The organism is Micromonospora polyrhachis, assembly GCF_014203835.1.
In the GTDB taxonomy this organism is placed as follows: domain Bacteria; phylum Actinomycetota; class Actinomycetes; order Mycobacteriales; family Micromonosporaceae; genus Micromonospora_H; species Micromonospora_H polyrhachis.
Genome location: NZ_JACHJW010000001.1, coordinates 1500463 through 1513025, shown reverse-complemented (window position 1 = coordinate 1513025; position 12563 = coordinate 1500463). Strand labels below are relative to the sequence as shown.

General features: G+C 69.8%; 14 protein-coding genes and 1 pseudogene. 11 read left to right on the top strand and 4 right to left on the bottom strand.

Going from position 1 to position 12563, the window contains the following annotated elements; genetic code table 11:
• Nucleotides 1-68: 68 nt before the first annotated feature.
• The 11 genes and pseudogenes from rpsP to FHR38_RS05990 form a co-directional block, all read left to right on the top strand.
• Nucleotides 69-560: a 30S ribosomal protein S16 gene (gene rpsP, locus FHR38_RS06040; protein ID WP_184533538.1), complete on the top strand. Its 492-nt coding sequence runs from the start codon at nucleotides 69-71 to the stop codon at nucleotides 558-560.
• A 1-nt stretch (nucleotide 561) separates the two neighbouring features.
• Entirely contained in the window at nucleotides 562-795 is a 234-nt protein-coding gene (locus FHR38_RS06035) for an RNA-binding protein (RefSeq protein WP_184539299.1), read from the top strand.
• On the top strand, nucleotides 795-1358 hold the full coding sequence (gene rimM / locus FHR38_RS06030; protein WP_184533536.1) for a ribosome maturation factor RimM: 564 nt from the start codon (nucleotides 795-797) through the stop codon (nucleotides 1356-1358). Before FHR38_RS06035 ends, rimM begins: the two co-directional genes overlap by 1 nt.
• 6 nt (nucleotides 1359-1364) lie before the next feature.
• Nucleotides 1365-2144 carry a tRNA (guanosine(37)-N1)-methyltransferase TrmD gene (trmD, locus tag FHR38_RS06025; protein ID WP_184533534.1) on the top strand — a complete coding sequence of 260 codons (780 nt, stop codon included), beginning with the start codon at nucleotides 1365-1367 and terminating at the stop codon, nucleotides 2142-2144.
• Between the two features lie 204 nt (nucleotides 2145-2348).
• On the top strand, nucleotides 2349-2705 hold the full coding sequence (gene rplS, locus FHR38_RS06020; protein WP_184533532.1) for a 50S ribosomal protein L19: 357 nt from the start codon (nucleotides 2349-2351) through the stop codon (nucleotides 2703-2705).
• Between the two features lie 186 nt (nucleotides 2706-2891).
• Nucleotides 2892-3815: a signal peptidase I gene (lepB, locus tag FHR38_RS06015; RefSeq protein WP_184533530.1), complete on the top strand. Its 924-nt coding sequence runs from the start codon at nucleotides 2892-2894 to the stop codon at nucleotides 3813-3815.
• Nucleotides 3812-4453, top strand: coding sequence for a signal peptidase I (gene lepB, locus FHR38_RS06010; protein WP_184533528.1), 642 nt, complete (start codon nucleotides 3812-3814; stop codon nucleotides 4451-4453). Before lepB (FHR38_RS06015) ends, lepB (FHR38_RS06010) begins: the two co-directional genes overlap by 4 nt.
• A gap of 42 nt (nucleotides 4454-4495) precedes the next feature.
• A complete protein-coding gene (locus FHR38_RS06005; RefSeq protein ID WP_312881885.1) occupies nucleotides 4496-5080 on the top strand; it encodes an NUDIX hydrolase in 585 nt (194 codons plus the stop codon).
• On the top strand, nucleotides 5074-5796 hold the full coding sequence (locus tag FHR38_RS06000) for a ribonuclease HII (protein ID WP_184533526.1): 723 nt from the start codon (nucleotides 5074-5076) through the stop codon (nucleotides 5794-5796). The genes FHR38_RS06005 and FHR38_RS06000 overlap by 7 nt, the downstream gene beginning before the upstream one ends.
• A gap of 165 nt (nucleotides 5797-5961) precedes the next feature.
• On the top strand, nucleotides 5962-6285 hold the full coding sequence (locus FHR38_RS05995) for a DUF2469 domain-containing protein (RefSeq protein WP_184533524.1): 324 nt from the start codon (nucleotides 5962-5964) through the stop codon (nucleotides 6283-6285).
• Nucleotides 6286-6639: 354 nt separating this feature from the next.
• A pseudogene (locus tag FHR38_RS05990) lies at nucleotides 6640-7185 on the top strand (murein hydrolase activator EnvC family protein); the annotation flags it as partial.
• Between the two features lie 101 nt (nucleotides 7186-7286).
• On the opposite strand, the gene FHR38_RS05985 reads toward FHR38_RS05990, so the two are convergent.
• The 4 genes from FHR38_RS05985 to FHR38_RS05970 all read right to left on the bottom strand — a co-directional run bounded on the left by FHR38_RS05985 (nucleotide 7287) and on the right by FHR38_RS05970 (nucleotide 12551).
• Nucleotides 7287-8477, bottom strand: coding sequence for an aminotransferase class V-fold PLP-dependent enzyme (locus FHR38_RS05985; protein WP_184533519.1), 1191 nt, complete (start codon nucleotides 8475-8477; stop codon nucleotides 7287-7289).
• 297 nt (nucleotides 8478-8774) lie between these two features.
• Complete coding sequence (locus tag FHR38_RS05980; protein WP_184533517.1) at nucleotides 8775-9776, bottom strand: tyrosine recombinase XerC; 1002 nt, start codon at nucleotides 9774-9776, stop codon at nucleotides 8775-8777.
• Nucleotides 9766-11034 carry a DNA-processing protein DprA gene (locus FHR38_RS05975; RefSeq protein ID WP_184533514.1) on the bottom strand — a complete coding sequence of 423 codons (1269 nt, stop codon included), beginning with the start codon at nucleotides 11032-11034 and terminating at the stop codon, nucleotides 9766-9768. The genes FHR38_RS05980 and FHR38_RS05975 overlap by 11 nt, the downstream gene beginning before the upstream one ends.
• Nucleotides 11034-12551 carry a YifB family Mg chelatase-like AAA ATPase gene (locus tag FHR38_RS05970; RefSeq protein WP_184533512.1) on the bottom strand — a complete coding sequence of 506 codons (1518 nt, stop codon included), beginning with the start codon at nucleotides 12549-12551 and terminating at the stop codon, nucleotides 11034-11036. The genes FHR38_RS05975 and FHR38_RS05970 overlap by 1 nt, the downstream gene beginning before the upstream one ends.
• Nucleotides 12552-12563 lie beyond the last annotated feature (12 nt).

The following is a 12563-nucleotide window of genomic DNA, read 5'->3' as shown; positions in this document are numbered from 1 at the left end:
AGCTGGCCGGCTCTCACCCGCGCACCGCCCGACTGGGCTGGTGAGAATCGCAACAGGAGCGAACACACGTGGCCGTTAAGATCCGGCTCCTGCGGATGGGCAAGATCCGCAACCCGCAGTACCGCGTCGTCGTCGCCGACTCGCGCACCAAGCGCGACGGCCGGGCGATCGAGTTCATCGGCATCTACCAGCCGAAGGAACACCCTTCGGTGATCGAGATCGACTCGGAGCGGGCCCAGTACTGGCTCTCCGTCGGCGCCCAGCCGAGCGAGCCGGTGCAGCGTCTGCTGGAGAAGACCGGCGACTGGCAGAAGTTCAAGGGCCTGCCGGCCCCGCCGCCGCTGCTGGTGGCCCCCGAGCGGGCCGACCGCAAGGCGGCCTACGAGGCCGAGGCCAAGGCGGCGGCTGGCGTGGCCGAGACCACCGCGAAGCCGGCGAAGAAGTCCGCCAAGGCAGAGGCCCCGGCCAAGACCGAGGCAGCGGCGGAGGCTCCGGCCAAGGCCGAAGAGCCGGCCAAGGCTGCCGAGCCGGCCGAGGCGGGTTCCGGTGAGCAGGGCTGAGGTGGCCCTCCGGCCAGCGCTGGAGCACCTGGTCAAGGGCATAGTCGATCATCCAGACGATGTGCGTGTCCGGATGATCGATTCGCGCCGGGGTAAGCGGCTTGAGGTGCGCGTGCACCCCGAGGACCTGGGCACGGTCATCGGGCGTTCCGGGCGCACCGCCAAGGCGCTCCGCCAGGTGGTCGGGTCGATCGGCGGCCGTGGCGTACGCGTCGACATCGTCGATTCGTACTGATGCAGCTGATCGTTGGCCGTATCGGAAAACCGCACGGTATCCGTGGTGAGGTCACCGTGGAAGTGCGGACCGACGAGCCCGAAGCGCGTTTCGCCGCCGGTTCGGTGTTGCACACCGAACCGGCGGCCCCGGTCAAAGGAGCGCCCGCCGCCGTCGCGGACCTTGGTGAGCTGGTACGGGTGCCCGAGCAGCTGACCGTCGAGGCCGCCCGCTGGCATCAGGGACGACTGTTGGTCGCCTTCGACGGCGTCTACGACCGCAACGTCGCCGAGGCGCTGCGCGGCACCCTGCTCTGGGTGGACAGCGCCCAGGTGGCCCCGCCCAGCGACCCGGACGAGTTCCACGACCACCAGTTGGTCGGCTTGGCTGTGGTCAACCCGGCCGGGGAGCAGCTCGGCGAGGTGGCCCGCATCGACCACGCGCCCGCCTCGGACCTGCTGGTGCTGCGCCGTCCCGAGGGACGTACCGCCCTGATCCCGTTCGTCCGGGCGATCGTCCCCGAGGTGGATCTAGCCGGGGGACGGGTCGTGGTCGACCCGCCGGAGGGGTTGCTCGACCTGTGAGTCGTCATGCGCGTTGACGTCATATCCATTTTTCCGGACTATTTCGCCCCGCTGGACCTGTCGCTGATCGGCAAGGCACGGGCCAGCGGGACGCTGGACCTGGCCGTACACGATCTGCGGACCTGGACCCACGACGTGCACCGTACGGTGGACGACACGCCCTACGGCGGCGGTCCCGGCATGGTGATGCGGCCCGAGCCGTGGGGGGCCGCGCTCGACGCGGTCGCCCCGGTGCCGGCGGACGGGTCACCGCCGCACCTGCTGGTGCCCAGCCCGGTCGGGCGGCGGTTCACCCAGGCGTTCGCCTACGAGTTGGCGGCGCAGCCACACCTGGTCTTCGCCTGCGGCCGGTACGAGGGCATCGACCAGCGGGTCCTGGACCACGCGGCGACCCGGATGCCGGTGACCGAGGTCTCGCTCGGTGACTACGTGCTCTTCGGCGGCGAGGTGGCCGTGATCGTGATCTTGGAGGCGGTGACCCGGCTGCTCCCCGGGGTGCTGGGCAACGCCGGCTCACTGGACGAGGAGTCGCACGCGCACGGCCTGCTGGAGGCTCCGGTCTACACCAAACCGCCCGCCTGGCGGGGGCACGACGTACCGGCGATCCTGCGTTCCGGCGACCACGGTCGGATCGCCCGCTGGCGGCGGGACGAGGCGCTGTTGCGTACCGCCAACCGGCGGCCGGACATGCTGGCGGCGCTGCCGCCCGGAACGCTCGACAAGCGGGATGTCGCGACACTCACCGGGGCCGGATTTCAGGTGCCGGTCGAGGATGTGGCAAAGTAGTACGTTGCCGCAGTCGTCTGCGGTTGCCGCAGCTCGTTCGCGCCGCGAGCGGCTGCGAGGATCCCCGTCGGGACGGTCGTGAGCTAGCTGGTCGCGAGATGGTTGGTCGTGAGCTAGCTGGTCGTGGGCTGGCCCGCTGGGGTTCAGAATCACCCATTCGCGTACCGACGACCGGTACGCCGCGAGCCTTACGAGGATGCAGCGATGAACACCCTGGACGCCCTTGACGCCCAGTCGCGCCGGTCCGACCTTCCTGACTTCCGTGCCGGTGACACCGTCAAGGTGCACGCGCGGGTCGTCGAGGGTAACCGTTCCCGGGTCCAGATCTTCCAGGGCACCGTCATCCGGCGCCAGGGCTCGGGCCTGCGGGAGACCTTCTCCGTACGGAAGATGAGCTTCACCGTCGGGGTCGAGCGGACCTACCCGATCAACAGCCCCGTGATCGACCGGATCGAAGTGGTCACTCGGGGTGACGTACGTCGGGCCAAGCTCTACTACCTGCGTGAGCTGCGGGGCAAGAAGGCCAAGATCAAGGAGAAGCGCGAGAAGCAGCCGAGCTGACCCTCGCCCACTCCCACTCCGCGTCGACCCGGATGTCCATCGGGTTGGACGCGGGACGCGATGGTCGTGATGCGATGGTCGTGACGCGATTCGTGGCAGCGAGACACATCTACGCTACCGCTCGGGGAGCCTCGATACCGGCACCCCGGGCGGTAGCGTTGTATTCCGGGATCGGGGAGATGTGTAGTGCGTGAAGTGGACGAATCCGACGATGTCGAGCCGGTACGTCGCCGGGCCCGCCGTCCGCGCCGGCAACTGCCCCTGTGGCAGGAACTGCCGCTCCTGCTCATCGTGGCCTTCGGCATCGCGATACTGATCCGCACCTTCCTGTTGCAGCCGTTCTTCATCCCCTCCGGGTCCATGGAGGACACGCTGCTCGTCGGCGACCGGGTGCTGGTCAACAAGATCGTCTACGACGTACGGGACCCCCGACGCGGCGAGGTGGTCGTCTTCCGAGGCACCGACCGATGGGTGCCGCAGGCGGCCAGCCAACCGGAGACCGGATTCTTCAAGCGGCTCGGACGCACCCTGGGTGACCTGGTCGGCTTCGGCCGTCCCGGGGAGAAGGACTTCATCAAGCGGGTCATCGGCGTTCCCGGTGACCGGGTGGCCTGCTGCGACGAACTGGGACGGGTGACCGTCAACGACGTCCCGCTCGACGAAACGTACATCCCTCGGAACTCCCCGTTGGAGATTCCGCCGAACAGCCAGGAATGCCGGTCCCGCCGCTTCGAAGAGGTGGTGGTGCCACCGGGGCAGCTCTTCGTGATGGGCGATCATCGGCTCGTCTCACTGGACGCCCGATGCCAGGGGCCGATACCCATCGACAACGTGATCGGGCGGGCGATCGCCGTAGTGTGGCCGTACGACCGATGGACCTCGTTGTCCGTGCCACCTTTCTTCGAGGATCTGCCCACGGTCGAGGCCGCACCCGCCCGTCCGGCGGTGTCGACCGATGGTCCGCAGGTGCCCGTTGGCGGTCCGGTATCCCCAGTTGACCGGGGCGCATCGGGTGGCATCGCCGTCGTGCTGCCAATTCTGGGCTCGATGCTCATCGCCGCGCGTTCGCGGCAGCCGCACAGAGCCAGACACCGTAGGCTCCACTCGTGATTGACGAGCAGACCGACAAGCCCAAACCGCGTAGCTCATTCTGGCGGGAACTGCCCATTCTGCTGGGTGTGGCGATCCTCGTCGCGGTCCTGGTACGCGCCTTCGTCGTACAGACCTTCTACATTCCGTCCGGTTCGATGGAACACACCCTCGACCTCAACGATCGAGTCCTCGTCAACAAGCTGGTCTACGACTTCCGATCCCCCGAGCGGGGCGAGATCATCGTGTTCCGGGCACCGGTCGAGTGGAGTGGTCGGGAGGACGAGGACTTCATCAAACGGATCATCGGGGTCGCTGGTGACCGGGTGGTCTGCTGCGACGAACAGCAGCGGCTCATGGTGAACGGTCACTCGCTCGACGAGCCGTACATCTTCTCCCAAGACGGCGTGCGCGATCCGGTCGCCGACGAGAAGTTCGACATCACGGTCCCTGCCGGCCGGCTCTGGGTGATGGGGGACCATCGCTCGGCCTCCGGTGACTCGCTCGAACACTGGCAACGGTCCCAGAACATCGATCTGGCGACGATCCCGGAGAAGTCGGTGGTGGGCCGAGCCTTCACGATCTTCTGGCCATTCAACCGGGCCACCCTGCTGTCCGTGCCCGACCCCTTCAGCGGGGTGCCCGATCCGAAGAGCTGACCAGCCGGTAGCCCCGGCTGGTCGGTCTCCTAGGCTTGACCGGTGACCACGTTCACCCCTCGGCGCGCCGCCCGTGTGCTTCTCGTCGACGGCACCGATCGGGTGCTGTTGTTCCGAGAGTTCGATCCGGCGCGACCTGAGCACCGCTACTGGCTTACCCCGGGCGGTGGTCTGGATGGTGACGAGTCACCAGCCACGGGTGCCGCCCGGGAGTTGGCCGAGGAGACCGGCTTGCGGCTGACCCCCGACGAGTTGGGCGAGCCGGTCTGGCAGCAGACGATCGAGTTCTCGTTCGACGGCCAGTGGTACCGCCAGGAGCAGGTCTTCTTTCTGGTCCGGGTGCCGACCTGGGAGGTGGACACGACGGGCTTCACGGAGGTGGAGCGGGCCTGTGTCGAGGGCCACCGATGGTGGACCGTCGAGGAGTTGGCCCGGACTGTCGACCGGATCTATCCGGAGGACCTGACCGGCATACTGCGCGGGGCACTGGACGGTGCCACCGAGGCGGACCCGGTCGTACCCCCGGCGGGCCTTGGTATCCGGGTCGACGCGGAGGCTGCGGTGGACACTGCCGCGCCGGTGGACGGTGACGGTCGGGTGGCCCGGGAGGGGGAGGAGCGATGCTGACCCCACCCCGCACCGTGGTCCGGCGCGACGGTGGCCTCTACGCACTGGAGCGCGCGTTGCAGCGGCGCGGCTTTCAGCACGTGGCTGGTGCCGACGAGGCCGGTCGAGGGGCCTGTGCCGGCCCACTGGTCGCCGCTGCGGCCGTGCTGCCCCCCGGCCGCCGTGGCGAGATCGAAGGGCTGACCGATTCCAAGCTGCTGACCCCGGCGGCGCGGGAACGGATCTACGACGAGGTCCTGTCCCGCGTCCTGGCGTACGCCGTGGTGATCATTCCCGCTGACGAGGTGGACACGCGTGGACTGCACGTGTGCAACCTCGCGGCGATGCGTCGGGCGTTGGCGGCGCTGTCGCCCCGGCCGGACTACGTGCTCACCGACGGGTTCGGGGTGGACGGTCTGGGCGTGCCAGGGCTGGCCGTCTGGAAGGGCGACCAGGTGGCTGCCTGTGTCGCCGCCGCGAGCGTGTTGGCCAAGGTCACCCGGGATCGGATCATGGTGGATCTGGACGCCCGGTTCCCGGGCTACGGGTTCGGTGAGCACAAGGGCTACATCACGGCCGAGCACAGTGCGGCACTGCAACGGCAGGGGCCATGCCGGGAGCACCGCTTCTCGTACGGCAATGTGGCGGCGGTCTCCGGCCGAGCCGGCAGCCCGCCTCGGGCCCGACGGCCGGCGGAGATCGGGGAACCCGGGAGAGTGAGTCATCACAGCCAGTAGCCGGATTGCCCGTGCGGAGCATGAAGGGTGCCGGAGCGGGGCGATCGGCTTCGAGCCAACGGGGCGACCAGCCCCGATAGGGAGTACCGTCGGCGTGGCGTTGGGCGAGCAGCCTCGGCCGTCAGCGCCGGTGGGGGAAGATGTGGCCATGGAAGGCGGAGTGCGATGAGCGCGGAAGATCTCGAAAAGTACGAGACCGAGATGGAGCTGCAGCTCTACCGGGAGTACCGCGATATCGTCCGCCAGTTCTCCTACGTCGTGGAGACTGAGCGCCGGTTCTATCTGGCCAACCAGGTGGATCTGCACGTGCGGAACTCCGACGGTGAGGTCTACTTCGAGGTGGAGATGCAAGACGCCTGGGTGTGGGACATGTACCGCCCTGCGCGTTTCGTGAAGAACGTCAGGGTCATGACGTTCAAGGATGTAAACGTCGAAGAGCTGGAGAAGCCCGATATCTCACTACCGGCGGACTCCGGCTTCGGGAGCTGAGATGTCAGGAAGGGCCCCTTCCCATCGCTTCCTGCACAGGAAGGGCCTCTTTCCAAACCGGTGGCGGCATCGGCCGCTGATCGTGGCCCAGCGCACGCCTTAACAGATCAACCATGGTCGTGGGCGTTTTCCACAGTCGGGCCGGTTGTCCACAGATAGTCGGCGGGGTGCTGCCAGCTACGTCGGTGGCGAGCATGCTTCGTGCTCATGCGGATCTCCCAGCTGATATCGGCGCTGACGACGCTCGTCTCCCTGGTCGGGTCGACGCCAGCGGTCCGGGTTTCGGTGGTATTCGTTCCCGCCCCCGTCGTGGTCGTTGCCGCAGGCGTGATTCCTCCTGGTACAGCCTCGGTTATGGTTCCTGGTCCGGCCCGGGCTGCGCTTCCTGGTCGGGGCCGGGCTGCGCTTCCTGGTCCGGGCCGGACCGCAGACTCGGGTCTGGTGGCGGCAGCCATACCGGCGGCAGGGCCTCGCCCGGTCACCGCCCTCCCCCAGGGCAGCTTCCGATGGCCGCTGGATGGCGTGCCCCAACCGGTACGTCGGTTCGATCCACCGCCCAGGCCCTGGCTGCCCGGGCATCGAGGCGTCGACCTGGCCGATGAACCCGGCGTCGTGGTCCGCACGGCCGGTGCCGGTGTGGTCCTCTTCGCCGGCATGGTCGCTGGTCGACCGGTGGTCAGCGTGCTCCACGCCAACGGGCTGCGAACCACCTACGAGCCCGTACAGCCGACCGTCCGAACCGGGGACAGGCTGGGTCGGGGTGACCCGATCGGCACCCTCCTGTCTGGACATCCGGGCTGTCCGAGGGCGGCCTGCCTACATTGGGGCCTACGCCGGGGCGACGACTATCTGGACCCGCTTGCCCTACTCGGACACCCCCGGGTGCGGCTATTGCCGATCCGCCGGCCATCGCCGCAGCGCAGGACACCGTCGCCGGACCGGACACGGCCCTCAAACGACCGGACATCGCTGGTCAGGTCAGCACGGCGGGATACCGCCGGTCAGGTCAGCGTGGCGAGCAGGGCCGGCAGTCGGTGGGCGAGGCGGTCGTACTCGTCGGCCCGGTTGTAGACCTGCCCGCTCAGTCGTAGCCACCCTCGGCCGCCCCACGCGTTGACCGCGACCTCTGTGGCCAGGGCGTCGGCGATGTGTAGCCGCAGCGCCGTCGCGTCGGCGACCGTGGTGGCCAGGCCCGCCGGCAGCGGAATGATCCGCATGGCGACCTCCGGACCGCCGGGGTCGGGCAGGTCGGCCGGTGACAGGCCGAGTGCCTCGCCCACCACCCGTTGCCCGTACGCGGCCAGGGCGGCGTTGTGTGTGCGTACCCGGTCGACACCGAGGGTACGTAGCGTGTGTAGCCCGACCGGCGCGGCCAGCCAGGACGTGTAGTCCAATGTCGCCTGCCACTCCGCGTTCAGCGGAAAGCCCGACTCCTGTTCCCAGGACACGACCAGCGGTTCGATCCGCTCCCCCCACGCGGGCGCCACCACCAGCACGGCGGTGCCCCTCGGGGCATACGCCCACTTGTGCAGGTTGCCGACCCAGAAGTCGGCACCGATCGCGTCGACCGGCATCGACAACATGCCAGGGGCGTGGGCGGCGTCGACCAGCACCGCCACGCCGTGCTCACGTGCGGTGGCGGCGATCGCGGTCACTGGCAGCAGCCGAGCGGTCGGCGAGGTGATCTGGTCGACGATGAGCAGCTTGGTCCGGCCGGGTCGGAGCCCGGCTCGGACGATCTCGACGATCTCGGTGTCCGTGGCGCGCAACGGCAGCGGCAGGGTACGCGAGACGGCCCCCGTACGACCACACTCGCGTTCCACGGCGAGGCGTACCGCACCGTAGCCCTGGTCGGTGCAGACGATCTCGTCTCCCCGCTGCAGCCCGAGCGACTGGAGCACGATCGCGGTGCCGGTGGTGGCGTTCCCGATCAGGGCGGTGCTGTCCGGGGCGGCACCGAGGAAGGTAGCCAAGTGTCGCCGGCTGTGGCTGATCCGGTCGACCAGCCCCCGGGTGAAGAACCGCTGAGGGTTGGCCTCGGTTTCGTCGCGCAGCCGCTGTTGGGCGCGCTGTACGCTGATCGGCACCGACCCGTACGAGCCGTGGTTGAGATGGGCGACGGCCGGATCGAGAGAGAAGAGTAGCCGGGCACCGGGGAGCGGATCGGGTGGCTGCGGTTGTCCGGTGCTCACCCCGCTGATCCTATCCCCAACGCTGGGCTGTGGTGGCCGGGTGAAGACCAGCGTGCCGGGTGGGAGCGCAAGTCAGGCACAGGTCGGCGCAACCGCTGGCCGTCCTCCAGACCAGATCGGGACACGCCTCGGATCAGCTTCTCTGCACGACGTTTCCGCGACCAGCGGTTTCGGCTCGGCGACACCGGACAACCCGATTGCGAGCCGGTCCGCTGGTCAGCACCGTTGGCACGATGAGTGAGCTACCCCAAACGGATTATGCCGGTGCCGGCCGGCTGAGGATGACTGCCAGCGGTCTCAGGCGCGGGGGTGGGCCTGCCGGTAGGCGGCGCGTAGCCGGTCCACCGAGACGTGGGTGTAGATCTGCGTGCTCGACAACGACGAATGGCCGAGTAACTCCTGCACCGCTCGCAGGTCTGCACCACCCTCCAGCAGATGGGTGGCGGCGGAGTGGCGTAACCCGTGTGGGCTGGTCCGAGGCAGGCCGGCGGCGCGGGCATGACCGCCGACGATGCGCCGGGCCATTGTGGTCTGTAGCCGTCCACCCCGCGCCCCCAGCAGTAACGCCTCTCCGGACCCCGGACCGGCCAGGGCGGGACGCCCACGGTGCAGCCAGTCGTCCAGCGCCTCCTGTGCTGGCACTCCGTATGGCACGGAGCGTTCCTTGCCGCCCTTACCGAGCACCCGGACGACCCGACGACCGTGGTCGACGTCGCCGGTGTCCAAGCCGCACAGCTCGCTGACCCGGACCCCGGTGCCGTAGAGCAGTTCGAGCAGGGCCCGGTCACGCAGCAGCACCGGATCGGCCTCGCCGAGCGGGGCCGCACTGTCCAGGGCCGCCGGGTCGGTAGGGGTTGTGCGCGGGGCCGTGTTGCCGGGGGCCAGGACGAGCGCTGTGGCCTGGTCTGCGCGGAGCACGGTGGGTAGCTCGCGGTGGGCCTTGGGGCTGGCCAGCGGGGCACCCACGTCGGTGGCGAGCAGCCCGGTGCGATGCGCCCAGGAGCTGAACGTGCGGGCCGACGCGGCCCGCCGAGCCAGCGAGGTACGGGCGGCCCCCTGGGTACGGAGTCTGGCCAGCCAACTCCGTAACACGGCGAGGTCCAGCTCGCCGGGGCCGGCACAACCCATCCGGACGGCGTGGTCGAGCAGAGAGACGATGTCGGCGACATAGGCCCGGACGGTGTGCTCGGACCGGTTGTCGACCCGCGCCAGGTGGCGTGCGAAGTCGTCCACGGCGGCACGCATCGGCACGGGCAGCTCCTCGTGGAGGTCCCGGGTGCTCCGACGGCTACCTTTCATCACCTCCGACCGTGCTGCCTGCACCACGCCGTGTCAAGTTGGCCGGTGGCAGTGCGTAGCCGCCGTCCCGGCGGATCAGCAGACCGAGCCCTTCCAGCAGGGACAGCTTCCGCAGCGTGGTGCGTACGTCCACACCGGCACGGGCGGCCAGGCTGTCCGCGCCCAGCACCCCGCGCCGGGGCACTGATTCCAGGATCAGCGCCGCCTCGTCGTCGAGCCGGTCCCGGGGACGCTGCGGTCCCTGGGCCACTGGTGCCAGGTCGGCCCCGATCCGACCGACCTCCTCCAGGATGTGCGCCACCCCGCTGACCAGCCGGGCCTGTGGATGCTCGCGGAGCACCTCGTGCGCCCCGATCGACATGGCGGAGGTGACCGGGCCGGGCACCACCATCGTCGGCCGGTGTAGCGCCAGGGCCCGGTGGGTGGTCTGGGTGGCACCACTGCGCGCGGCAGCCTCCACCAGGACAGTGCCGACCGTGGCTGCCGCGATGACCCGGTTGCGAATCAGGAACCGGTGGCGCAGCGGATCTGCACCGGGCATCCACTCACTGACCAGGAGGCCGGTGTCGGCGATCCGGTCGAAGAGTGCGGTGTTGCCGACCGGATAGGGACGATCGACGCCACAGGCCAGTACGGCCACGGTCGGGCCGCCGGCGTTGAGTGCCCCCCGATGTGCGGCGGCGTCGATCCCGTACGCGCCTCCGGAGACGACGGTCCACCCCCGGTCGGCCAGCCCGTAGCCGATCTCCGTGGCGACGTGGCTGCCGTAGGGCGTGGCGGCCCGGGAGCCGACCACCGCTACCGACCGGTCCAGTGCCTCGCCCAGCGGCCACGATCCGCGTACCCAGATGCACAGCGGTGGTGCCGTCTCCTGGTCGACTCGGCGGTCGGCACCGGCCAGCGACAGGCGTACCAGGTCCTTCACCCGGCTCGGCCACTCGTCGTCCTCGGGGATCACGACCCTCGCGCCGAGGCGCTCGGTGTGTTCGACGGCGCGCTCGGCGATCTCGCGGGGGTCACCGGCGGCCAATCTGGCTCGTACGGCCGCGCGTAGCTTCGTGTCGGGTACGTCGCCGAGGATCAGCCGGTGCAGCGCCTCGACCGGTCCGACCCGGCTGGCCAGTCGGTGGACCGAGCGGGTGCCCGGTTCGGCCAGCCAGGTCAGCGCGATCCGGGCCAGCCGAACCTCGTCCAGCCGTGGTTGGGCGGTGTCGAGCACGGGAATCGGGATGGGCTGGCGCACTTCTTGTTCGGTCATCAGGACTCCCCGGTACGCAGTTGGCAGGCCTCGTCCACGTCGTCCCGGTCCGGCCGGTCCCGACCGTCCAAGTCGGCGATGGTCCAGGCCAGGCGAAGGACCCGGTCGAAGCCACGGGCGGAGAGCGAGCCGCTGTCCAGCCGCTGCCGCAGGGCGCTGGTGGTGTGCGCGGGCAGCCGCCACGGCGGACGTCGCAGCCAGGGCCCGGGGACGTCGGCATTGACCCTCCAGCGCCAGGCGGCCCAGCGGGTGGCTGCGGCGTCTCGTGCTTGGCCGACCCGCTTTGCCACGACAGCGGACGATTCGGGTTCCGCGCCCGTCGACATCAGGTCGGCGGCGCGGATCGGGTCGAGGGTTACCCGTACGTCGATGCGGTCCAACAGGGGCCCGGAGAGCCGCCCGAGATAGCGCCGCCGAGCCAGCGGTGTGCATTCGCAGTAGGTGTCGCCCGCGGGTTTCGCGCAGGGGCACGGGTTGGCAGCGAGCACCAGTTGCACCCGGGCGGGGTATTCGGTGCCGCCTCGGCTCCGGCTCAGCAGCACCCGTCCGTTTTCCAGAGGTTGGCGGAGTGCCTCCAAGGCGTTCTTGCCAAACTCGGGGGCCTCGTCCAAGAAGAGCACGCCCCGGTGGGCGAGGGAGAGCGCTCCGGGGCGGGCCAGGCCGGTGCCGCCGCCGACCAGGGCGGCGACGGTGGCCGAGTGATGGGGTGCCTGGAACGGCGGGCGGCGGAGCAAGCGTCCGCTCGGTGGTAGCTGGCCGGCGATCGAGTGTAGGGCGGTCACCTCCAGCGCGGCCTCGTCGTCGAGCGTGGGCAGGATGGAGGGCAGCCGCTCGGCGAGCATGGTCTTGCCCGTGCCCGGTGGGCCCAGCAGGGCGAGGTGGTGACCGCCGGCGGCAGCGACCTCCAGGGCGCGCCGGCCCAGCCACTGACCGGCTACCTCGGACAGATCCGGTCCGATCGTCGGCCCATCGGGAACAGCTGCCGGTGGCGCGAGCAGGGGTGCGTCGTCACGGATGAAGGCGACGAGCCGGTGCAAGGTGTCGACCGCGCTGACGCGTACACCGGGCACGACGCCGGCCTCGGCGGCGTTGGCCAGCGGTACGACGACCTGGGCGATTCCGGCCTGGGCGGCTGCCGCCACCATCGGTAGTACGCCCCGTACCGGTCGGACCGTCCCGTCCAGCCCCAACTCGCCGAGGACCACCACCTGTTCGAGGGGGAAGAGTGGCAGTTCGCCGGAGCCGCCGAGCAGGGCCACCGCGATGGCCAGGTCGAATGCCGAGCCGTGCTTGGGCATCGGTGCCGGGAGCAGGTTGACGGTGATCCGCCGGTTGGGCCAGCGTTGCCCGGAGTTGACGATGGCGGCGCGTACGCGGTCGCGGGCCTCGTTGAGGGTGGTGTCCGGTAGCCCGGACAGGACGACGGCGGGCAGCCCCGGGGCCAGGTCGGCTTCGACCTCCACGAGGCGCCCGGTCATTCCGATCAGGCCGACGGACAGCACCTTTGCGTAGCTCATCGGATCGACCGG